A 20319-nucleotide genomic window follows, 5' to 3' on the forward strand; every position below is an offset into this window, starting at 1 on the left:
TATACTGGCCGGTATGTTATTAATACCAAACTCGCCAGTCCAGTATTAAAGGTAAAAATGTCCGACAATCCTGTGAACACCGCCAGCCCCGGGCGTCCCAAGGACATGGCAAAACGCCAGGCAATCCTCGAAGCGGCGAAGTCCCTGTTCTTGAGCAACGGTTACGCGAACACCAGCATGGATGCCGTCGCCCTGGCGGCCGGCGTATCGAAACTCACCGTATACAGCCATTTCACCGACAAAGAGACGTTGTTCACTGCCGCGGTGGTGGCCAAGTGTGAAGAGCAATTGCCGGTGATGTACTTCGAGCTACCCGCAGGCATGCCCGTCGAGACTGTGCTGTTGAACATCGCACGTGGCTTCCATCGGCTGATCAACAGCGAGGAGTCGGTGAACCTGCATCGCCTGATGATGACCACCGGCAATCAGGACGTGAAACTCTCACAGATCTTCTTTGAAGCCGGCCCCATGCGCATGCTGCAAGGCATGGAGCGCCTGCTCGGCAAGATTGACCAGAGCGGTGCCCTGCGCATCTATAAACCGTTCAAGGCAGCCGAACACTTCTTTTGCCTGCTCAAGGGCACGGCGAATTTTCGCTTGCTGTACGGCTGCGGCGGGCAACTGAGCGCCGTAGAGGCCGAAGAGCATGTGCAGGAGGTGGTGAGGTTGTTTATGCGCGCATTCAGGCCCTGAACCCATCGTTCCCACGCGCCTGCGTGGGAGCGGTCGGCCTCAGGGTTTCAGGGCTTTTTTAGCATAGATGTCATAACGGCTGGACTTGCCATCCAGCGCATGGCTCGGCTTCGGCCCGTCAATGCACGGCGCCTTGCGCGGGCGCTTGACTACCACACGGTGGCTGGCCAGGGCCAGGGCAGCCGCGAGCAGCGCCGGTGCATCCGGGTCATCGCCTACCAGCGGCCGGAACAGGCGCATTTCCTTCTTTACCAGGGCAGTTTTCTCACGGTGCGGAAACATCGGATCCAGGTAGATCACCTGCGGCGGCTCACCCTCCCAATTGAGCATCACGTCGATGGAGTTGCCCTTGAGCAACTGCATGCGCGCCACAATCGGTGCCACTTCAACATCTTGCGCAGCGCGTGCCAGACCGTCTTCGAGCAAGGCGCCGATCAACGGCTGGCGCTCGATCAGGCTCATCTCGCACCCCAGGCTGGCGAGTACGAACGCATCCTTGCCCAAGCCGGCCGTGGCGTCCAGTACCCGGGGCCGCACGCCTTGAGCGATGCCCACGGCCTTGGCGATCATTTGCCCGCTGCCACCGCCATATAGACGCCGGTGCGCCGCGCCCCCTTCGACAAAGTCGACCCGCACGGGCCCCGGCGCATCAGGCCCAAGCTGTTGCAGTTGCAGGCCCTGTTCCCCGACTTGCAGGGAAAAATCCGCATCCACCACCTGCAGGGGCAAGCCCAGCAGCGCAGCCCACTGCTCGGCGCGGGCCTGGAAACTGTCGGCCAACGCCTCGACCTGGATGCGGCTGGCCGCTGGTTGTTCGCTCATCAATCGCTACGCTCGAAAATATTAAGGATCGGCCAAAAACGGCCGATAAAAACAACAGTCAGGTATTTTGCCAGAGCTGAGCGACGACCGAGAAAAATGTCAGACATTCTTCCTCTAACCATCGGTGTACTGCCGACCCACAACCATTACGGCCTGCGCAATACCCAAGCGCTGGCCGGGGTGAGTCATGTGTGGCAGGACTTCTTCGCCCGGGCATTGGCCGAGCAGCTCGGTGAAACGCCGCAGGCGCTGGCCGCCAAGGCGCCAGCACCGCTGGACCCAGCGGTCGAGCCCAGTGAAGGCACCGACCTGTTGTCGCAGATCCTCACCCAACGCGAGTGCGAGGTCAAAGACACCGAGATCGCGCCGCCCGAACCGCTGTTCCTGCCGATTGCCGAATTCGAAACCGAGCTACTGCCACCGGCCGCGACACCGTTCCCGGAAGACGAAATCATCGCCCAGCAGCGCCTGCAGGATTTCGACAGTGGCTGGGTACGGCCGATTGTCCTGAATGCCGGCCAACCGCTGCCAGCCCCAGGCCCGGCGCCGCAGCCACGCCCACTGCATTTGCCAATTGCCGAGTTCGAACTGGATCTGTTGCCACCAGCTGCTACGCCGTACCCTGAAGAAGAGCTTGTGGCACAACAAAAGGCCTTGGATTTCGACTACTACTGGGCACGCCCGCTGGTTACCCAAAACCTGCGCCTGGCCGCTTAAACCTCAGCGACACGCCCACCACCGCCCCATATCCAGATGAAAGTGGTTGCGATGCGCCGCGTTGTAGTCCGGGCTCAATACCACGTTGAAATCATCACAAGCGCCATCGCGTACCTGGCGCAGGAACCGCGCACCGTCACCCTCCCCCGGCCAATCCTTGAGCACGCTGATGCTGCGCCCATCCGCCAGGCGAAAACCGGCGATGTCCAGGGCATTGGCCGAGGCGTGCTGACTGAGTCGCCCTTCGGCTCGGTTGTAGACATTGCGACAGGCAAAGCTGCCCAAATGCTCGACGCGACTCACCCGTTGGCCAAAAATCGCCTGGGCCGCCGGTTGCAGGCTGTGGCGCTCGAACAAGGCGAACGCCACGGCCAGCGGGCAACTGGCGAGAAAGCTGCTGCTCAAGACAACGTCAGCGCCCTGCACCCGCAAGATATTGCGCAAGGGGCACGCCGTATCGGCCGCGGTGTCCGCCTGGCGACTTACCCGCAGGCCGGAGGTTTGCAATACCTGGTCGCACAGCGCCGGATCATCTTGCAAACGGCTGAGCTTGTAGCGCGTCAGCAGGTTCGGGCTGGCGCGCACATCCAAAGGTGCCCAGGGATTCCATTCAGCCGGCATCGGCACCCAGCCCCGCCAAACTCCCAGCGCGAACGCGCACGCCAGCAATAGCAACGCACCCAACACTTTTATCCCGCCCACGGCTCAGCCCTTGAAGAATTGAGTGGCCTGGGCATAAGACATCGAACGCTCGGTAAAGGTGAATGTGCCCTGTTCATGGACTTCCCGGGCAGCGCGATAGAACTCGCCATACGCCGCCAACGCCATGGCCGAGCCGACGCTGATGCGCTTGACGCCCATCGCGCTCAACTGCGCCACGCTGAGCTTAAGGCCACCGGACATCAACACATTCACGGGTTTAGGCGCCACAGCCTTGACCACCGCCAGCACCTCTTCGGCGCTGCGCAAGCCCGGGGCGTAAAGCACGTCGGCACCGGCTTCAGCAAAGGCCTGCAGGCGCCGTAGGGTGTCCGGCAGATCCAGGTGACCGTGCAGGAGATTTTCTGCGCGGGCGGTCAGGGTGAAGGGGAATGGCAAACTGCGGGCGGCGGCGACGGCGGCCTCCACACGTTCAACCGCCAGATCGAAGGGATAGATCGGGTCTACGGCAATGCCCGTGGCATCTTCGATGGAGCCACCGACAATCCCGCTGGCCGCCGCCCGCAAGATGGCCTGGGCGCAGCCTTCGGGGGTATCACTGAAGCCGTTTTCCAGGTCCGCCGCGACCGGCAGAGTGGTGGCGTTGGCGATCATTTGAGCATTGAGCAGGGTGTCCTCGAGGGTCAGAGCGCCCTGCGCATCCGGCCGCCCCAGGCTGAATGCATAACCCGCGCTGGTGGTGGCCAGCGCCTCGAAGCCCAGGCTGGCGAGCATGATCGCGGAGCCCGCATCCCAGGGGTTGGGCATCACAAACGCGCGGTCACGTTCATGCAGGGCCTTGAAGGTTTCGGCGCGTAGGGTTTGGGCATCCATGACTGACTCCTGGCGAGAAAAGGAGCCTTAGAGTAACCCCAGTTGCTCCGCTTCGGGCGCTCGGTGCAAGGTGGGCAGCGGCGGCAACCCGGGCAGGCGCACCATCAGCTTGGCGTGAAAGCGCAGGGCCAGTTGTGCGGCGAGGCGGTTATCCGAGGTGTGCAGGAACATGTAGGGCGTACGCCCCTCTTCGATCCAGCTGGCGATCTTTTCCACCCACGGGATCAGGAACGGGTCGTTGGCCTCAAGCTGCGGATGGCCGATAAAACGCACCTGGGGAAACTGGGTCAGCGCCGCCGGGCGCGGTGGCACCTTGGGCTTTTTTGCCTGGGCATGCAGCACCGCCGCCGACGTGGAGGTGCAACTGAACAGGGCACGGGGATCCAGGCAGATGCGTTCGACGCCACGGTCACGCAAAAGGCGGTTGAGCATGCGTTCGGCGTCGCCTTTGGCGAAGAACTGCTCATGCCTGACCTCCACGGCCAGCGGACGATCAATGCCATCAAGGAACCCGGCCAGCTCATGGAGGCGTTGCGGTGTAAAACCCTTGGAAAGTTGCAGCCACAGCGGCGAAACGCGCGCGCCCAGAGGGCTCATCAGCCCGACAAAACTTTCGGCCGCCGGCAATTGCTCACGCAAGTCGCCGGCATGGCTGATATCCGCGGGGAATTTGGCGGTGAAGCGAAAGTCATCGGGCATGATGTCAGCCCAGCGCTGTACTGTGGCGGCCGAGGGGCGAGCATAGAATGTGGTATTGCCTTCAACAGCGTTGAAGACCTGGGAGTAGAGCCCGAGGTAATCGCCGGAGCGAGCATCCAGGGGATACAGGTATTCGCGCCAGGCGTTTTCACTCCAGGACGGGCAGCCGATGTAGTAAGGCAACCCCATCAGATATGGATATCGAGACCCAGAACTTCCATATCCCACTCGACGAAACCGGCAGTGGTCAGGTAGCTGGCCAAGGCGGTGGCAACGCTTTTGCTCATGGAGCGGGGGAAGACCATGTCTTGCTGACGGGCGGGAACGCCGCTGGTACGGGCGCCGCCAGCACTTTGGGCGCGGGAGGGCGACTCGGAGTGGACTTCGATGAAGTCCGGCGAATCCTCGACCGAATCATCTACCGTCACGTTCGCCTTGCGCGGCTTACGCTTGAGTGGGTAGGGCTGTGAGGAAAAGCCGTCTATACGCATACATGCAGACTCGGTATCAATGATGGCAATTTAGCGGCACTTTCCGTGGTGCGCAAATGCTCTGGTGATAACTAGAACACATAATTCGTAAAAGGTTTAAAAACTGCGGCAAATTCTGACGATTGGCGAAATTTGCCACCGAATGCCTACATTCTTGACGTCAAATAATTCCGCGTTCGGCCTTGGTCTGCGCCACTTTATCGCGCAGGTAAACCGGTGCAGCCTGATCTGCCGCAATGGCCTCGCCGCGCTCGAATGCGAACCGTGCCAATGCCAGCAAATCTTCGGCATGGGGCAACATCGCAGCGTCCCGTCCTGCCAACTGCACCTTGATGCGTTCGCCATAACCCCAGCCCGTGCCGGCACCAAACCAATCCCCACTGGCGTCATCCGGTAATGTCACCACTTGCGGCGCCTGTACCGCTTCCACACCCACAAGGCGCATTTCGCCGGCGGTCTGGCGGTAGCAACCCCAATAAACTTCATCCATGCGCGCATCAATCGCCGCCGCCACTTGCGTGGCGCCATGTTCACGCAATGCGCGCTGGGCCAGCACGGCGAGATTGGACACCGGCAATACCGGACGCTCCAATGCAAAGGCCAGGCCCTGCACCACGCCGATGGCAATACGCACGCCGGTAAAGGCACCGGGGCCACGACCGAAGGCGATGGCATCCACACACGCCAGGGTGGTGCCGGCGTCTTCAAGCAACTGCTTGATCATCGGCAACAGCTTCTGCGCATGCAGGCGCGGGATCACCTCGTAGTGGCTCGTTACCTTGCCATCGTGCAGCAAGGCAACGGAGCAAGCTTCAGTCGCGGTGTCCAGGGCCAGCAGGGTGCTCATCGGTGTAGGTGTCCAAGTCGGGAAAAAAGTGCGCCAGTATAAACAACAACGGCCCGCAAGCGGGCCGTTGTAGGTAAAGCCGATGACTGGATCAGCTCAATGCTTGCAGCACCTTGGCGGTGATGGCTTCTACCGAGCCCACGCCAGGGATATGGCTGTACTTCGGCTTGCCTTGGGCTGCGGACAGCTTCTGGTAGAAATCCACCAGCGGCTTGGTCTGGGAGTGGTAGACCGACAGGCGATGACGCACGGTTTCTTCGGTGTCGTCTTTGCGCTGCACCAGGTCTTCACCGGTGACATCGTCCTTGCCTTCCACTTTTGGCGGGTTGTAGACGATATGGTAAACGCGGCCCGAGCCTTCGTGGACACGGCGGCCGGCAATACGCTGGACGATTTCTTCATCTTCAACCGCGATTTCGACCACGGCGTCCAGCTCCACACCCGCCTTAACGAGGGCTTCAGCCTGGGGAATAGTGCGTGGGAAGCCGTCGAACAGGAAACCGTTCTTGCAATCGTCCTGGCTGATGCGTTCCTTGACCAGGTTGATGATCAGGTCATCGGAGACCAGGCCACCGCTGTCCATCACGCTCTTGGCGATCAGGCCCAGCTCGGTGCCAGCCTTGACGGCCGCACGCAGCATGTCGCCGGTGGAGATTTGCGGAATGCCGAATTTTTCAGTGATGAACTTTGCCTGAGTACCTTTACCGGCCCCGGGAGCTCCCAGCAGAATGACGCGCATCGATGTGCTCCTCAATTTTTTATAGAGATGACGCTCGGATTCGCCGCGTGGGGCCAATCTCGTAAAAATGTGGTTCCAGGCCGATCAAACGGCCAAAGGCTGATCAAGATACACAGCGGGCCCTTACCATACAAGCCGCCAAAAGTAGGAGAAACCCGCGCCCGGCATGCGTCAGCGACGGGGTGTGCCTGAGCGCAACCCGCCCTCTCAAACGATGACCGCCCTTTTCAGGGCGGTCATCGGGGTTTATCCGCAAGCCGTTGAGAACTCGCAAGAAACCTCAACCGGTGTTGCGCAAACCGGCGGCAATACCGGCGACGGACACCAGCAGCGCCTGTTCCAGAGGGCTGTCTTGCGCCGCCTCCTGTTGACGCGAACGTGCCAGCAACTCGGCCTGCAACAAGTGCAAAGGGTCGAGGTAGGTGTTGCGAAGGCGGATGAACTCCAGAGTGTCGGGGCTATGGGCCAGCAGCTGAGACTGCCCGGTCAGGCCAAGCACCACGCCACACGCCTGCGACAATAGGTCGCGTAAATGCGCGCCCAATGGCAGCAGGTCCGCCTGCACCAGGCGCTCATCATAAAGACGGGCGATATCGGCATCCGCCTTGGCCAACACCATTTCCAGCATGTCGATGCGCGTGCGGAAGAACGGCCACTGTTCACGCATCTGCCCCAGCAACGGGCCTTCACCGCGCTCCAGCGCCTTGCTCAATGCCGCTTCCCAACCGAGCCAGGCGGGCAGCATAAGGCGCGTCTGGGTCCAGCCGAAAATCCACGGAATGGCACGTAGGCTCTCAATACCGCCGGCCCGGCGCTTGGCCGGACGACTGCCCAGGGGCAACCGGCCCAGTTCCTGCTCCGGGGTGGACTGGCGAAAGTATTCGACGAATTGCGGGTTTTCCCGTACGACGGCACGGTAAGCGCTGACACCATCGGCCGCTAACTCATCCATCAGATGACGCCAGGCTGGTTCCGGTGGCGGCGGTGGCAACAACGTCGCTTCCAGCACGGCAGCCAGGTAGAGGTTGAGGTTTTGCTCGGCAATATCCGGCAGGCCGAATTTGAAGCGAATCATCTCGCCTTGTTCAGTCGTACGGAACCGCCCCGCCACCGAGCCCGGTGGCTGCGACAAGATCGCCGCGTGAGCCGGGCCGCCGCCACGGCCGACCGTGCCGCCGCGACCGTGGAACAGCAGCAGCTCCACCTGCTGCTCGCGGCAAATATCCACCAACCGCTCCTGCGCCCGGTACTGCGCCCAGGCCGCAGCGGTGGTACCGGCGTCCTTGGCCGAGTCCGAGTAGCCGATCATTACTTCCTGCGGGCCCTGCAACCGTGCGCGATAGCCCGGCAGTTGCAATAGCCGCTCCATCACCGGCCCGGCGTTATCCAGGTCGGCCAGGGTCTCGAACAGCGGCACCACGCGCATCGGCCGTTGTACGCCCGACTCTTTGAGCAGCAACTGCACCGCCAGCACATCCGACGCGGCGCCCGCCATGGAGATAACGTACGAACCCAATGATGCCGCCGGTGCGGCGGCGATTTCCTTGCAGGTATTCAACACTTCGGCGGTGTCCGCCGACGCCTTGAAATAGCCCGGCAGCAGAGGCCGACGATTGGCCAGCTCCTGGGTGAGGAAGCTGATGCGCGCGTCTTCTTCCCAGTCCTCATAACGGCCCAGGCCCAGGTAGTCGGTGATTTCGGTCATGGCCGCGCAATGGCGGCTGGAATCCTGGCGCACATCCAGGCGCACCAGGAACAGGCCGAAGGTCACGGCGCGTCGCAGGCAGTCGAGCAGCGGGCCATCGGCAATCACGCCCATGCCGCATTCATGCAGCGACTGGTAGCACAACTCCAGCGGGTCCAGTAGGTCGCGGTTGTCCTGCAACACCTCGGCAGGCGCCGCTGTGGTGGCGGTCAACGACGTGTGGGCCCACTGGCGCGTCGCACGCAGGCGCTCACGCAGTTGCTTAAGCAAGGCTCGATAGGGCTCGACGCTGTCGCCAACCTTGGCCTGCAACGCCGGGCTGGCTTGTTGCATCGACAACTCGGAGGCCAGGTGGTCGATGTCGCGCAAATACAAGTCAGCCGCCATCCAGCGTGCCAACAACAGCACTTCGCGGGTGACCGGCGCGGTGACATTCGGGTTGCCGTCACGGTCGCCGCCCATCCACGATGCAAAGCGAATCGGCGCTGCCTCCAGGGGCAGGCGCAGCCCGGTAGCGGCAAACAGGGCCTGGTCAGCCTTGCGCAGGTAATTGGGGATGGCGTGCCACAGCGAATGCTCGATGACCGCGAAGCCCCATTTGGCTTCGTCAACCGGGGTGGGCCGGACGCGGCGGATTTCCTCGGTATGCCAGGCTTCGGCGATCAGTCGTTGCAGGCGTGTGCGGATCTGCTCGCGCTCGGCACTGGTGAGGTCGCGGTGATCCTGCAAGGCCAGTTGCGCGGCGATTGCATCGTATTTCTGGATCAGGGTGCGGCGAGCCACTTCAGTGGGGTGGGCGGTGAGCACCAGCTCAATCTCCAACCGTGCCAACTGGCGGGCCAGGGATTCATTGCTGTGCCCCTCGCCTTGCAGACGGGCCAGCAACTCCGGCAAGACTCGGGATTCGAACGGCGCGGGTTGCGACTCATCGCGCCGATGAATCAACTGATATTGCTCGGCAATGTTGGCCAGGTTGAGGAACTGATTGAAGGCCCGGGCCACGGGCAGCAATTCGTCTTCCTGCAACTGGTTCAGACGGGTGCTCAGTTCATCGCCAGCGCCGCGACGATCGGCCTTGGCGCCTTTGCGGATCTGCTCGATCTTATCGAGGAAATCATCGCCGTACTGCTCTCGAATGGTGTTGCCCAACAGCTCACCCAGCAGGTGAACATCCTCACGCAAGCGTGCATCGATATCACTCATCAGCCAATCTCCAGCCAGAAATCCGGGACGCGCAGGTGTTCCAGAGTGCCGCCCGCGTCGGTATCTGACAAGGCTGAACGCAAACGACTTTAAACCTTGTGGCTGACAGCTAGTCTCAAGAGTGAGCCGCCACGTTATCCAAGCAGGCGGCTGGTCACTCATCACCGCCTGCCATCGCAGGCTCATTGAGGTTGCCATGAAGATTCGAGAACTGCCCCAGCACTGGGAAGAAACCGCCAAGGGTCGCCTGACCCAGACTGAATACGCGATTCATCTGGACGTTGAATCCGCGGCACGCTTGGCTGCCCTTGCCGAGATGTACCCCAAGCGCCACACCGAGGAATTGCTCGGAGAGCTGATCGGTGCCGCCCTGGAAGAGCTGGAAGCCAGCTTCCCCTATATCAAGGGCCAGCAAGTGATTGCCACCGACGAGGAAGGTGACCCGCTGTATGAAGACGTCGGGCCCACTCCACGTTTTCTTAGTCTGTCGCGCCGTTATCTGCATGATCTGTCAGCCAGTGCCGACGAACAAAAGCACTGATATACACCCGCAGTGCCCATCTGAATCAAGTATTCCGGGCCTCTTAGAGGCTCGGTCTACCTCTGCGAGCACTGAAAGTTCCATGTTTAAACGCTGACCGATCAGTCAGATATTTTTTTAGGCAAATCGCCATCTTCTCTGAACTTTTGAAAAAAGCCGCCGGTCACAGCCAGTAAGCCATCACTTGGAACGGTCGTTTGAAACTGGCGTCATGTGCTTTATCGCCGGGGCCGCAATCGATACGCCACGATGGATTTTGATGTTTTTCAGGAGTTATCCAATGGAGTTGAAGACGATGAACACCAGCACTGCCAAATCCTCGTTTAACCACCTGCGCGGGCTCAAATTGGCCGCGCTGGCAATCGGCACCAGCTTCGTTCTGGCGGGCTGCGCCGGCAACCCTCCAACCGAGCAGTACGCCGTGACTCAATCGGCTGTCAACAGCGCCGTGAGCGCCGGCGGCACCGAGTACGCTGCCGTGGAAATGAAGGCGGCCCAGGACAAGCTCAAGGAAGCTGAACTGGCCATGCACGACAAGAACTACGACAAGGCTCGTATGTTGGCTGAGCAGGCCGAGTGGGACGCTCGCGTCGCTGAGCGTAAAGCCCAGGCTGCCAAGGCTGAACAGGCTGTGAAGGACTCCCAGAAGGCTGTTGAAGAGCTGCGTAAGGAAGGCATGCGCCCGGCTGCTATCCAGCAGAAGTAAGCCGCAGCCCCTTGACTGCATCGCACCTGATATCGAATTGAAAGGACGACACGACTATGCGTAAACAACTGATGATCCCTGCCCTGCTGGCGATGAGCGTTGCCTTGGCGGCCTGCTCCACCCCGCCGAACGCGAACCTGGAAAATGCACGGACCAACTTCTCGGCCCTGCAAACCAACCCGCAAGCCACCAAGCTGGCAGCACTGGAAACCAAAGACGCCAGCGAATGGCTGGACAAGGCTGACAAGGCGTACCGCGACAAGGAAGACGAGAAGAAGGTCGACCAACTCGCCTACCTGACCAACCAGCGCGTTGAAGTCGCCAAGGACACCATCGCCCTGCGCGAAAACGAAGCCAAGCTGAAAAACGCCGGCGACGAACGTGCCCGCGCCCTGCTCGACGCCCGTGATGCGCAGATCAAGCAACTGCAAAACAGCTTGAATGCCAAGCAGACCGACCGTGGCACCCTGGTGACTTTCGGTGACGTGCTGTTCGCTACCAACAAGTCCGACCTGAAATCCAGCGGCCTGGTGAACATCACCAAGCTGGCTCAGTTCCTGCGCGATAATCCGGACCGTAAAGTCATCGTTGAAGGCTACACCGACAGCACCGGTTCGGACTCGTACAACCAGAGCCTGTCCGAGCGTCGTGCCGCTTCCGTACAACGTGCACTGGCTCAACAAGGCGTGGACATCTCGCGCATCGTGACCCAGGGCTACGGCAAGGAATACCCGGTTGCCGACAACGGCAGCGTGTCTGGCCGTGCCATGAACCGTCGCGTTGAAGTTACCATCTCCAACGATAACCAGCCGGTCAAGCCACGGTCTTCCGTTGCTTATTGATCATTAGATGCTGGATAAAAAAACCCACCTTATGGTGGGTTTTTTTTGCTCAGGAATACTTGATCGTGCGATCTGTATCTTCATCTGGCGGCGTTATCATTGCTCCGCTACGGGAGGTATCGGCCAAATCGTCCGTCCAGTTGTTACGCGCCTGCTCTTGCGCGTTTTGCCGCTCCAACGCCTGATGTGCCCTGGCCATGGCGACCATGTTGTGTATTGCATCAATATTTATCACTGCTTCCCGGCCCCGCTCCGTGTAAAAGTTATATGCCCTCTGTGGCTATTTACACAAAACAGTTCCAGATAATTTCGTCAGATGCGACCTCCAGCCAACAGCGACTGGAACGGCACGCTTCATCCCTGCACGCATTAAAAACCCGCCCATACTGGCGGGTTATCGAATCACCGTGAATCAAAAGTTGATCGGGCCCTGGCTTTCGGCCGCGCCCGCCTGAATCTGACCCTCACCCTGCGCGCCATCCGGACCGCCTTGACCTAATTGCGCAAGCAATTGCTTCAGCTTTTCGAGCAGGTCTTCAAGGCTTTCACCGCCCCCGGATCCTTGGGCACCGCCAGCTCCTTGGGCACCTCCGGCCCCCTGGCTGCCGCCGCCCCCCTGCCCGCCTTGGGCGCCTTCCTCAAACTTGGCAATTCGCTCTTTAATGTCTTGAATTTGCTGGGCAGGGGTTTGCTGCGCCTCTCCGACATTGCCCTGATTGCCAACATTGCCTGCGCCCTGTACACCACTGACACCACCCATAATTGCCTGCTCCAGATTAATGAATACGTGAACTGATCGGTCAAGCCAATCAGTACACAATCTGTGGCAAGTGCGCCAAAGTGGTTCCAGCCTGCAACGTATCGCAGCAGCCTTAAATGACTAATCGGCCTGTATAACGGAGTTTGCCCACAACAGCGGTTCGGCGCTTCACTGTTGCAACTGTGGGGTTTCCTGCCCCATGCAACGAACGGCCTGCTTCTTGTTGTTCACCAGTACGCCGCTCAAGCCTTTCTGTTCGGTATCAAACATCACCAACACACCGTCCACGCACTGCGCCACTTGCGCAGCGGGCGTCAGGGATATTTTGTAATCCTCACCCGGCAAGGTCTTGAGCATGGTGAAGTCGCTGAGCAGCAACGCATCCTCCGGCTTGGCGAAATGCAGATAGCCGTAGTACCACAGGCAGCCGACGGTGCCGATGATGGTGCCGATACCGGTGAGGATCAGCGGGATCATGTTGCGTTCTTCACTCATTGCGGGCTCTCTGATGGATCAACTTTTGAGGTTGGATAATTCGGGATTTCGCCCAGGCGACGCAGGCCATTGAAATGCTGTGGATCGTCCAGGTAACGCAGCATCACGGTTTGCCAGGTCTTGTCAGCAAAAGTCTGCACATGGCCGCCCCGGGTCAGTTGCAGCACCCTTGGCGGTGGGGCCGCTTGATACAGGCGCAGCCCATTGGACACCGGCACGATCGGGTCATCCAGACTGTGAAACAGCAGTTTTGGCACGCCGGTCAACTGGGGCATTGTGTTGATCGCACTGTCGGCGTCGGGCACCAACCAAGACAAGGGAACCTGGAATGGCCAAGTTAACCATGAAGTGCTCAGGGCGAATTGTCCTACGTCACGATAACTGGCCGGCACTCCGTCCAGCACCAAGGCCTTGAGTTGGCTTTGACGCTCCGGATGGGCTGCCAGGTAATGCACGGCCAGTGCGCCGCCCAGGCTTTGGCCCAACACAATCAGCGGTTGGCCCTGGGTTTGGGGCGCCTTGTCGATCCAGCTGAACGCGGCGTCGATATCCTGATAGATCGCCGGCAACGACGGCTTGCCTTGCGAGAGTCCATAGCCGCGATAGTCCAGCAGCAGCACTTGATAGCCCTGCTCGGGCAACCACCAACTGCCACCCAGGTGCCAGGACAGGTTGCCGCCGTTGCCGTGCAGGTGCAGCACCGTGCCCTTGAGCGGCACACCGGGTTTGGCCGGCAGCCACCAGGCGTGGAGCTTGATGCCGTCGGCGGTGGTGAGGGTGACGTCGCGGTATTGCAGGCGGGCTTTTTCCGGCGTAAACGGCAGGCCGGGTTCAGGGTAGAACAGCAAGGAGCTGCAGCCATTGAGTGTAAGTAGCAGGCATAGAATGCCGAGGATTCTCATCCGTTGAAACCTCGCTAAACAAATATGAAGTCCCTTGGAGACCCCCTAAAGGATATTGGAGTAATCCGCCTCGATCCGGTCCAGGCTCAAATGGTTGAGGAAGTTGGAGAAGCACATCCACGCCGCCAGCGCGTTCATGTCGCGGAACTGCTCCGGCAGGTATTTGGGCGGTATCACCAGGCCTTCATCGACCAGTTGGCGCAGGGTGCGCATGTCTTCCAGGGTGGTCTTGCCGCAGAACAACAACGGCACTTGCTCCAGCTTACCTTTACGCACAGCAAGCTGGATGTAGTTGTAGACCATGATAAAGCCCTTGAGGTAGGACAAATCCTTGGTAAACGGCAGTCCGGTCGGCACCGAGCCACGGAATACCCGGCTGGCGTTGCCATAGCTCTCGGCCATTTCAAAGCCTTGCTCGCGGAAGAACTCGAACACCTGCAAGAAGTCGGCGCCCTCCTCCACCATGTGGATGGCGCGGGTGCGGTTGGTCAACTTGCGCAGGCGGCTGGGGTAAGAGGCGAAGGTGATGATTTCCATCAGGATCGCCAGGCCTTCCTGGGTCACGGTGGACGACGGCGGGCCCTTTGACAGGAACGTGCAGATCGGCTGGTTCTGGCCATTGAGGGTGGTGCCCACATGCACCAGCCCTTCATGCACCTCCAGGGCGCGCACGTCACGGTCGTTGAACATCGCGTCGGCGCGGATCTTGATGTAGTCGGCGCCGGCTGCCGCATCGGCGACGATCCCGTCGGACTCGAACACCCGGATGGTTTCCTCCGCTTCACCAAATACCTTGTTCAAGCGCGTTTGCAGCAGGCTGACCGCATCCTTGGCCGTGAGGGTCTTGGCTTCGTCCTTAAGGTCGCCACGGCCATCGATATTGTTCAGGTAGTCGGACAGCATCAGGCCCAGGTCCGCCAGGGTCGGGTCGCCGGCGTGGAAGGCATCGGAAGCGGCGCCATACAGCTCCTGGGAGATCAGGCCGAAATCCTCGGTGCCGCGTGCTTCGAGCATGCGCACCACCATGCGGTATTCACGGCACATGCGACGCATGATCTGCCCCACCGGGCTGAACTGCCCAAGGCGACGGGTGATGTCGCGCTCGATGTTCTGGAACTCCAGCTTGACCGCACTGGAGTCGAACGACAGAGGCCGGTTCAGGTAGTAATCGCGGTCTACGGCAGGCATGGCCTTGCCCTTGGCCTTGAGAAATCCCTGGCGGATATTCTCGTCCCATTTCACCGCATCGAGGACACGGATCGGTGTTTGCGCCAGCACAATGCGATCGGACAAGGTGCGTATCGTCTGCTGGTATTCGTCCACCCGGTGCTTCCTCTTTAAACGTTATTTACCCACGCGCCGGTAGCGCACGGCTTCAACGAACACATCGGCATTGGCCGGGTCATCCAGGTAGGCAAACACCTGGTCCATGGGGCTGTCCACCAGCACACCGGCGCCTTCGACGGTGTCTACAGTGCCGCCGTGCAAGGCCTGCTGGCCAATGGCTTGGTGGATCTGTTCGAGGTCGAGGTTGTAGACCACCAGTTCGTGCTTTTCATCAAACTCAAAGCCCGCCAGGATGAAATGCCCGCCCAGTCTTGCAGGCAGCGGCGCCGACAGATACCAGCGGCTGCCGTGGCGCGAGACGCTAAACAGATACTCATCGCGCTGGCCCGGCTTGGCTTTAGGGTAGCTCACCGCTTTATAACGATGCTCGCCGGCACGGGTGATCTGCAGGTTGAGCGGCTCGCCCCAGGCATTCCTACTGGCCCACTTGCCTAGCAGAGCCTCTGGCGCGGCTTCAGCCGTCGGCAATGATTCCTTGAAAGTCACCAGGCAACCGCTGAGCAACAGGACCAACAAGGCGATTACCGCGACGCGCCAGACTTTCATTGGACATCCCCCGGTGTCAGACCGAAGCCAGCACCAAATGCATGTAACGCTTGAGGATTTCAAGCATCTCTTCGCCGGTCAGCGGCTCTGGGCCGCCAAGCAGGCCCTGATATTCCATCCGACTGATAATAGCCGTCAACACTTTGGCATCCTGTTGCGGCTCACGGGAGCCCAATACCTGGAAAAACTGCCCTGTGCCCTGCAACAGGATCTGCTGGTGGGAACGCACCAGCTCGGCCAGGCGCGGGTTCAACAGCGCCTCTTGGCGAAAGGCCTGTTCGGCCATCAGGTATTCGCGACGGTTGGTCAGTTGGCGCAGCACGTAGTCGGCGGTCAGCCGGGCGATGTCATCGGCCAGTTGCGAACGCGACTGTGGGCTGCCATCGCCATAGGCAACCATCTCGCGCAGCAAGCCCTCGTTGCGCACCCACAGCTTGCCCATGAACGCGGCACTGCGTTCGACGTACTGGGCGAAGGTGTCGGTAAGCAGGTCGTCGATATCCTTGAAATAGTAGGTAGTGGCCGACAGCGGCACGCCGGCCTCGGCGGCCACGGCCCGATGGCGCACGGCGCGTACGCCTTCGCGCACCACGATGCGCATGGCCGCATCGAGAATGTCCTGGCGGCGTTGCTCACTGCCCCGGCGGCTGGCCTTGCGGCCTTGATATTGAACGCTTTCAGCCACGGCAGCAGCTATGCCGGCGGCACCTTCTTGAGCCATTACGCGGTTCACCAAACACATCCTTGAATAGATCAAAACCTGGCGCTGTTCGCTTGACGCTTGAATACGCCACATAAAAAAGCCGCCTTATAAAAGGCGGCTTCGGTTTTCGCTACGGTTACGCTTGTGGCCGCATGTGCGGGAACAGGATCACGTCGCGGATCGACGGCGAGTTGGTCAACAACATCACCAGCCGGTCGATACCGATGCCTTCACCGGCGGTGGGCGGCATGCCGTATTCCAGGGCCCGTACAAAGTCGGCGTCGTAGTGCATAGCTTCGTCATCGCCGGCGTCCTTGTCGGCCACCTGGGCCATGAAGCGCTCGGCCTGATCTTCCGCGTCGTTAAGCTCGGAGTAGGCGTTGGCGATTTCACGGCCACCAATGAACAGCTCGAAACGGTCGGTGACGTTCGGGTTGTCGTCGTTGCGACGGGCCAGCGGCGACACTTCGAACGGGTACTGGGTAATGAAGTGCGGCTGTTCCAGCTTGTGCTCCACCAGTTCTTCGAAAATCATCACCTGCAACTTGCCCAGGCCTTCGAAACCCAGCACCTTGGCCCCGGCTTTCTTGGCGATGGCGCGGGCCTTGTCGATGTCATTGAGGTCGTCAGCCGTCAGCTCAGGGTTGTACTTGAGGATCGAGTCAAACACCGACAGACGCACAAACGGCTCGCCGAAATGGAACACCTTGTCGCCGTACGGCACGTCGGTGCTGCCCAGAACCAGCTGTGCCAGCTCGCGGAACAGTTCTTCGGTGAGGTCCATGTTGTCTTCGTAATCGGCGTAGGCCTGGTAGAACTCCAACATGGTGAATTCAGGGTTGTGACGGGTCGAGACACCTTCGTTACGGAAGTTGCGGTTGATCTCGAACACTTTCTCGAAACCGCCGACAACCAGGCGCTTGAGGTACAGCTCAGGCGCGATGCGCAGGAACATTTCCATGTCCAGGGCGTTATGGTGGGTTTCGAACGGCTTGGCTGCGGCACCACCTGGGATGGTTTGCAGCATCGGCGTTTCCACTTCGAGGAAGTCACGCTGCATCAGGAAGCTGCGGATGTGCGCAATGACTTGCGAACGCACGCGGAACGTCTGGCGCACGTCTTCATTGACGATCAGGTCGACATAGCGCTGGCGATAACGCTGCTCGGTGTCGGTCAGGCCGTGGTGTTTGTCCGGCAGCGGACGCAGGGACTTGGTCAGCAGGCGCACGCTGGTCATCTCGACGTACAGGTCGCCCTTGCCGGAACGGGCCAGGGTGCCCTCGGCGGCGATGATGTCGCCCATGTCCCAGGTTTTCACCGAGGCCAGGGTTTCTTCGGAAAGGGTCTTGCGGTTGACGTAGACCTGGATACGCCCGGTCATGTCCTGGATCACCATGAACGAGCCACGGTTGAGCATGATGCGACCTGCCACCTTGACCGGGATCGCAGCCTCTGCCAGCTCTTCCTTGGTCTTGTCCGCGTACTGCTTCTGCAAGGCATCGCAGTAGTTGTCGCGGCGGAAGTCATTGGGGAAGGCATTACCCTTGGCGCGCTCGGCAGCAAGCTTTTCCTTGCGCAGGGCGATCAGGGAGTTTTCTTCCTGTTGCAGGGCTTGCGGGTCGAGTTGTTGGTCGCTCATGTCTTTAAATTTTCCATCACAGGTTCGTTGCCCCCAGGCCTGCGGCCTGGGGATCGCGGGCAAGCCCGCTCCCACATAGGGTGTTACAGGCCGGATTTCAGGCTGGCTTCCAGGTATTCGTCGATATCGCCGTCGAGCACCTTGTCACAGTCGCTGCGTTCGATGTTGGTGCGCAGATCCTTGATCCGCGACGCATCGAGCACGTACGAACGGATCTGGTGACCCCAGCCGATATCCGACTTGGTGTCTTCCAGCGCTTGGGAAGCGGCATTGCGCTTCTGCATTTCCTGCTCGTACAACTTGGCCCGCAGCATTTTCATGGCGGTGTCCTTGTTGGCATGCTGGGAACGCTCGTTCTGGCAACTGACCACGGTGTTGGTCGGTACGTGGGTGATACGTACGGCCGAGTCAGTGGTGTTTACGTGCTGACCACCAGCACCGGAGGAACGGTAGGTATCGATGCGCAGGTCGGCCGGGTTGATCTCGATTTCCACCTTGTCGTCGATCTCCGGCGAGACGAACACCGCAGAGAACGAGGTGTGGCGACGGTTGCCGGAGTCGAACGGGCTCTTGCGCACAAGGCGGTGTACACCGATCTCGGTACGCAGCCAGCCAAAGGCGTATTCACCCTTGATATGCACGGTCGCGCCCTTGATACCGGCGACTTCACCGGCGGACAGTTCCATGATGGTCGCGTCGAAACCGCGCTTGTCGGCCCAGCGCAGGTACATGCGCAACAGGATGTTGGCCCAGTCCTGGGCCTCGGTGCCGCCGGAACCGGCCTGGATGTCCAGGTAGGCGTTGTTCGGGTCCATTTCATGGCTGAACATGCGGCGGAACTCAAGCTTGGCGAGGTTTTCCTCAAGACGGGCCAGCTCGGCGACGACATCGCCCACTGCGCCTTCGTCGTTTTCCTCGACGGCCATGTCCAGCAGGTCACGGCAATCACCCAGGCCGGTGTTCAGTTCATCGAGGGTATCGACGATCTGCGCCAGCGCAGAGCGCTCGCGCCCCAGCTCCTGGGCGTATTCAGGTTTGTTCCAGACGCTCGGATCTTCAAGCTCGCGATTGACCTCGGTCAGACGCTCATGCTTTTGATCGTAGTCAAAGATACCCCCGAATAGTTTCGGAGCGCTCGGACAGGTCCTTGATGGTGTTAAGGATCGGGTTGATTTCCATGGCAGGCAGCACTCGTTGGCGAACTTTTGAAAGCCGGCGAGTATAACGGCAAACGGCTGGAAACGGCAGTCCGCTTGGCCGAAAAGGCGGGGGTTTGTACACAATCCCAAGACCAATGAAGATTGAAATGTGGGAGGGGACTTGCCTTTCCCACATTTGGCTTTGTGCTGACCCTGAGTTATTCGATGCCCACTTGATTGCGCCCATTATGCTTGGCCGTATACAGCCCCTTGTCCGCCGCCATGATCAACTGCCGGCAATCCGTGCCCTGTACCGGTGTCAAGGTCGACAAGCCGATACTGATGGTCAGGCTCGAACCTTCCACCGGCGCATTGTGCGGGATTTTCAACGCGGCCACGGCCATGCGCAGTTTTTCAGCCACCAGCCGCGCACCGCCCGGCGAGGTGTTGGGCAGCACCAGGGCGAATTCTTCACCGCCGTAGCGCGCCGGCAAGTCCGAAGGGCGGCTGCTGGCATCGCGAATGGCTTCGGCGACTTTGCGCAGGGCTTCGTCGCCTTCAACGTGACCGAAGCTGTCGTTGTAGGTCTTGAAGAAGTCCACGTCGATCATCAACAACGACAGTTGGGTCTGATCGCGCATGGCGCGGCGCCATTCCAGTTCAAGGTACTCATCGAAGTGGCGGCGGTTGGACAACCCGGTCAGGCCGTCGGAGTGCATCAGGCGTTGCAGCACCAGGTTGGTGTCCAGCAGCTGTTGCTGGCTGACCCGCAGTGCGCGGTAGGCGGCATCGCGCTGCAACAGGGTCATGTAGGAGCGCGAGTGGTAGCGGATGCGTGCCACCAGCTCGATGTTGTCCGGCAGCTTGACCAGGTAGTCGTTGGCTCCGGCGGCAAAGGCCGCGCTCTTGATCAGCGGGTCTTCCTTGGTGGACAGCACGATGATCGGGATATTCGCGGTGGCCGGGTGATTGCGGTATTCGCGCACCAGGGTCAGGCCGTCGAGGCCCGGCATTACCAGGTCTTGCAGGATCACCGTCGGTTTGATGCGGATCGCCTGGGCAATCGCCTGGTGCGGGTCGGCGCAAAAGTGGAAGTCGATGTTTTCTTCATTGGCCAGGCCACGCCGCACGGCTTCGCCGATCATGGCCTGGTCGTCGACCAACAACACCATGGCGGCGTTTTCGTCGGTCTTGAAGTCGTCGAGCTGTAAATCATTCATGTGCAATCACCTGAATTACTACCTGCAAGC

Annotated in this window: 22 protein-coding genes; 5 read left to right on the forward strand and 17 right to left on the reverse strand. The window is 60.3% G+C overall.

What is annotated here, in order from left to right:
- Window positions 1–57: 57 nt before the first annotated feature.
- On the forward strand, window positions 58–693 hold the full coding sequence (locus QZR30_RS01575; RefSeq protein ID WP_311902869.1) for a TetR/AcrR family transcriptional regulator: 636 nt from the start codon (window positions 58–60) through the stop codon (window positions 691–693).
- 39 nt (window positions 694–732) lie between these two features.
- On the opposite strand, the gene QZR30_RS01580 is transcribed toward QZR30_RS01575, so the two are convergent.
- Window positions 733–1515 (reverse strand): class I SAM-dependent methyltransferase, encoded by a 783-nt coding sequence (locus tag QZR30_RS01580; RefSeq protein ID WP_046071266.1) that lies wholly within the window; start codon window positions 1513–1515, stop codon window positions 733–735.
- 96 nt (window positions 1516–1611) lie between these two features.
- On the opposite strand from QZR30_RS01580, the gene QZR30_RS01585 reads away from it, so the two are divergent.
- On the forward strand, window positions 1612–2232 hold the full coding sequence (locus QZR30_RS01585) for an energy transducer TonB (RefSeq protein WP_311902870.1): 621 nt from the start codon (window positions 1612–1614) through the stop codon (window positions 2230–2232).
- 3 nt (window positions 2233–2235) lie between these two features.
- On the opposite strand, the gene QZR30_RS01590 is transcribed toward QZR30_RS01585, so the two are convergent.
- From QZR30_RS01590 to ppc, 7 genes are all read right to left on the reverse strand, one after another.
- A complete protein-coding gene (locus tag QZR30_RS01590; protein ID WP_056847445.1) occupies window positions 2236–2934 on the reverse strand; it encodes an extensin-like domain-containing protein in 699 nt (232 codons plus the stop codon).
- Window positions 2935–2937: 3 nt separating this feature from the next.
- Window positions 2938–3765: an isocitrate lyase/PEP mutase family protein gene (locus tag QZR30_RS01595; protein ID WP_274358070.1), complete on the reverse strand. Its 828-nt coding sequence runs from the start codon at window positions 3763–3765 to the stop codon at window positions 2938–2940.
- A 27-nt stretch (window positions 3766–3792) separates the two neighbouring features.
- Window positions 3793–4653: a DUF72 domain-containing protein gene (locus QZR30_RS01600; RefSeq protein ID WP_311902871.1), complete on the reverse strand. Its 861-nt coding sequence runs from the start codon at window positions 4651–4653 to the stop codon at window positions 3793–3795.
- Window positions 4653–4955: a hypothetical protein gene (locus QZR30_RS01605; protein WP_311902872.1), complete on the reverse strand. Its 303-nt coding sequence runs from the start codon at window positions 4953–4955 to the stop codon at window positions 4653–4655. Before QZR30_RS01605 ends, QZR30_RS01600 begins: the two co-directional genes overlap by 1 nt.
- 160 nt (window positions 4956–5115) lie before the next feature.
- Window positions 5116–5802 (reverse strand): tRNA (adenosine(37)-N6)-threonylcarbamoyltransferase complex dimerization subunit type 1 TsaB, encoded by a 687-nt coding sequence (tsaB, locus tag QZR30_RS01610; RefSeq protein ID WP_046071260.1) that lies wholly within the window; start codon window positions 5800–5802, stop codon window positions 5116–5118.
- A gap of 91 nt (window positions 5803–5893) precedes the next feature.
- Window positions 5894–6541, reverse strand: a complete 648-nt coding sequence (gene adk / locus QZR30_RS01615; protein ID WP_032893225.1) for an adenylate kinase — start codon at window positions 6539–6541, stop codon at window positions 5894–5896.
- Window positions 6542–6821: 280 nt separating this feature from the next.
- Window positions 6822–9449: a phosphoenolpyruvate carboxylase gene (gene ppc, locus QZR30_RS01620; RefSeq protein WP_059398121.1), complete on the reverse strand. Its 2628-nt coding sequence runs from the start codon at window positions 9447–9449 to the stop codon at window positions 6822–6824.
- A 196-nt stretch (window positions 9450–9645) separates the two neighbouring features.
- Between ppc and QZR30_RS01625 the strand changes: the two genes are divergently transcribed.
- From QZR30_RS01625 to QZR30_RS01635, 3 genes are all read left to right on the forward strand, one after another.
- Window positions 9646–9990 (forward strand): hypothetical protein, encoded by a 345-nt coding sequence (locus QZR30_RS01625; protein ID WP_046071258.1) that lies wholly within the window; start codon window positions 9646–9648, stop codon window positions 9988–9990.
- Window positions 9991–10270: 280 nt separating this feature from the next.
- Complete coding sequence (locus tag QZR30_RS01630; protein WP_043050915.1) at window positions 10271–10696, forward strand: DUF4398 domain-containing protein; 426 nt, start codon at window positions 10271–10273, stop codon at window positions 10694–10696.
- A gap of 56 nt (window positions 10697–10752) precedes the next feature.
- Complete coding sequence (locus QZR30_RS01635) at window positions 10753–11538, forward strand: OmpA family protein (protein ID WP_046071257.1); 786 nt, start codon at window positions 10753–10755, stop codon at window positions 11536–11538.
- A gap of 412 nt (window positions 11539–11950) precedes the next feature.
- Here QZR30_RS01635 and QZR30_RS01640 read toward each other — a convergent pair whose 3' ends face one another.
- The 9 genes from QZR30_RS01640 to QZR30_RS01680 form a co-directional block, all read right to left on the reverse strand.
- On the reverse strand, window positions 11951–12298 hold the full coding sequence (locus QZR30_RS01640) for a hypothetical protein (protein WP_046071256.1): 348 nt from the start codon (window positions 12296–12298) through the stop codon (window positions 11951–11953).
- A 168-nt stretch (window positions 12299–12466) separates the two neighbouring features.
- The gene (locus QZR30_RS01645; RefSeq protein ID WP_043050917.1) at window positions 12467–12793 is read right to left on the reverse strand and encodes a hypothetical protein; all 327 of its coding nucleotides are present in this window, start codon (window positions 12791–12793) and stop codon (window positions 12467–12469) included.
- Window positions 12790–13695 (reverse strand): alpha/beta hydrolase, encoded by a 906-nt coding sequence (locus QZR30_RS01650; RefSeq protein WP_056847453.1) that lies wholly within the window; start codon window positions 13693–13695, stop codon window positions 12790–12792. The genes QZR30_RS01645 and QZR30_RS01650 overlap by 4 nt, the downstream gene beginning before the upstream one ends.
- 45 nt (window positions 13696–13740) lie before the next feature.
- On the reverse strand, window positions 13741–15018 hold the full coding sequence (locus QZR30_RS01655; RefSeq protein WP_046071254.1) for a flavohemoglobin expression-modulating QEGLA motif protein: 1278 nt from the start codon (window positions 15016–15018) through the stop codon (window positions 13741–13743).
- A 21-nt stretch (window positions 15019–15039) separates the two neighbouring features.
- Entirely contained in the window at window positions 15040–15588 is a 549-nt protein-coding gene (locus QZR30_RS01660; RefSeq protein WP_311902873.1) for a hypothetical protein, read from the reverse strand.
- Window positions 15589–15604: 16 nt separating this feature from the next.
- Window positions 15605–16321, reverse strand: coding sequence for a TetR/AcrR family transcriptional regulator (locus QZR30_RS01665; protein ID WP_056847467.1), 717 nt, complete (start codon window positions 16319–16321; stop codon window positions 15605–15607).
- A 106-nt stretch (window positions 16322–16427) separates the two neighbouring features.
- Window positions 16428–17930 (reverse strand): lysine--tRNA ligase, encoded by a 1503-nt coding sequence (lysS, locus tag QZR30_RS01670; protein ID WP_046071251.1) that lies wholly within the window; start codon window positions 17928–17930, stop codon window positions 16428–16430.
- An 83-nt stretch (window positions 17931–18013) separates the two neighbouring features.
- Window positions 18014–19109, reverse strand: a protein-coding gene (gene prfB / locus QZR30_RS01675; RefSeq protein ID WP_108240705.1) for a peptide chain release factor 2 whose coding sequence is annotated in 2 segments (ribosomal slippage) — window positions 18014–19036 and window positions 19038–19109 — 1095 coding nt in all. Because the reading frame shifts where the segments join, the coding sequence is not laid out codon by codon here.
- Window positions 19110–19287: 178 nt separating this feature from the next.
- Window positions 19288–20289, reverse strand: a complete 1002-nt coding sequence (locus tag QZR30_RS01680) for a response regulator (protein WP_046071249.1) — start codon at window positions 20287–20289, stop codon at window positions 19288–19290.
- Window positions 20290–20319 lie beyond the last annotated feature (30 nt).

Source organism: Pseudomonas sp. rhizo25 (genome assembly GCF_031931935.1).
GTDB lineage: Bacteria > Pseudomonadota > Gammaproteobacteria > Pseudomonadales > Pseudomonadaceae > Aquipseudomonas > Aquipseudomonas synxantha.

Excerpts from the sequence above, each read along its gene's own strand:
- QZR30_RS01575 (WP_311902869.1), top strand. The coding sequence starts at position 58 with ATGTCCGACAATCCTGTGAACACCGCCAGCCCCGGGCGTCCCAAGGAC.
- QZR30_RS01580 (WP_046071266.1), bottom strand. The coding sequence starts at position 1,515 with ATGAGCGAACAACCAGCGGCCAGCCGCATCCAGGTCGAGGCGTTGGCC.
- QZR30_RS01585 (WP_311902870.1), top strand. The coding sequence starts at position 1,612 with ATGTCAGACATTCTTCCTCTAACCATCGGTGTACTGCCGACCCACAAC.
- QZR30_RS01595 (WP_274358070.1), bottom strand. The coding sequence starts at position 3,765 with ATGGATGCCCAAACCCTACGCGCCGAAACCTTCAAGGCCCTGCATGAA.
- QZR30_RS01600 (WP_311902871.1), bottom strand. The coding sequence starts at position 4,653 with ATGGGGTTGCCTTACTACATCGGCTGCCCGTCCTGGAGTGAAAACGCC.
- QZR30_RS01605 (WP_311902872.1), bottom strand. The coding sequence starts at position 4,955 with ATGCGTATAGACGGCTTTTCCTCACAGCCCTACCCACTCAAGCGTAAG.
- tsaB (WP_046071260.1), bottom strand. The coding sequence starts at position 5,802 with ATGAGCACCCTGCTGGCCCTGGACACCGCGACTGAAGCTTGCTCCGTT.
- adk (WP_032893225.1), bottom strand. The coding sequence starts at position 6,541 with ATGCGCGTCATTCTGCTGGGAGCTCCCGGGGCCGGTAAAGGTACTCAG.
- ppc (WP_059398121.1), bottom strand. The coding sequence starts at position 9,449 with ATGAGTGATATCGATGCACGCTTGCGTGAGGATGTTCACCTGCTGGGT.
- QZR30_RS01625 (WP_046071258.1), top strand. The coding sequence starts at position 9,646 with ATGAAGATTCGAGAACTGCCCCAGCACTGGGAAGAAACCGCCAAGGGT.
- QZR30_RS01630 (WP_043050915.1), top strand. The coding sequence starts at position 10,271 with ATGGAGTTGAAGACGATGAACACCAGCACTGCCAAATCCTCGTTTAAC.
- QZR30_RS01635 (WP_046071257.1), top strand. The coding sequence starts at position 10,753 with ATGCGTAAACAACTGATGATCCCTGCCCTGCTGGCGATGAGCGTTGCC.
- QZR30_RS01640 (WP_046071256.1), bottom strand. The coding sequence starts at position 12,298 with ATGGGTGGTGTCAGTGGTGTACAGGGCGCAGGCAATGTTGGCAATCAG.
- QZR30_RS01645 (WP_043050917.1), bottom strand. The coding sequence starts at position 12,793 with ATGAGTGAAGAACGCAACATGATCCCGCTGATCCTCACCGGTATCGGC.
- QZR30_RS01650 (WP_056847453.1), bottom strand. The coding sequence starts at position 13,695 with ATGAGAATCCTCGGCATTCTATGCCTGCTACTTACACTCAATGGCTGC.
- QZR30_RS01660 (WP_311902873.1), bottom strand. The coding sequence starts at position 15,588 with ATGAAAGTCTGGCGCGTCGCGGTAATCGCCTTGTTGGTCCTGTTGCTC.
- lysS (WP_046071251.1), bottom strand. The coding sequence starts at position 17,930 with ATGAGCGACCAACAACTCGACCCGCAAGCCCTGCAACAGGAAGAAAAC.
- QZR30_RS01680 (WP_046071249.1), bottom strand. The coding sequence starts at position 20,289 with ATGAATGATTTACAGCTCGACGACTTCAAGACCGACGAAAACGCCGCC.